The following is a 398-nucleotide window of genomic DNA, read 5'->3' as shown; positions in this document are numbered from 1 at the left end:
ACGCTCGACCAGGCAAGCGCCGCCAGTATCAAGCCGGTGACACGTACGCCTACCAATCCACCCGCGCCGAGATGGGCGACATGGCGAAAAGTCTTGAACGCGATCAGCAGCTTGAACCCATCCCCGCGGCCGTAAGCGCGAACTCGGCATCAATTTCGATTCGGGAAGCAGCATCGGCATGGAGTTAGGCTTCCATCACGGCATCGACTTCGGCAGAGGGCGAGGAATCGGATTGTGATTGGGGCGCGGCGGCGTTGGGGCCGCGCACCTTCGTGCTGCGGTGGTAGGGAGAACAATAACTCGAGACGTTTCTTCCGACCGCGCGGATAAGCATGTCCGAAACTGTCTCCGGACGGCCGGACCTAGCCTCGCTCGTTCGACCTGAGACGGACGTAGTT

Annotated in this window: 1 pseudogene; it reads left to right on the top strand. The window is 61.1% G+C overall.

The annotated features are described in order from the left end of the window. A pseudogene (locus tag DY467_RS26395) lies at positions 1-238 on the top strand (hypothetical protein); the annotation flags it as partial. Between the last annotated feature and the right edge of the window lie 160 nt (positions 239-398).

It is taken from the genome of Rhodopseudomonas sp. BR0G17, from assembly GCF_010907025.1.
Classification (GTDB): domain Bacteria; phylum Pseudomonadota; class Alphaproteobacteria; order Rhizobiales; family Xanthobacteraceae; genus Rhodopseudomonas; species Rhodopseudomonas palustris_H.
The sequence above is the reverse complement of the archived record's forward strand: the minus strand, read 5'-3'. Positions and strand labels throughout refer to the sequence as shown.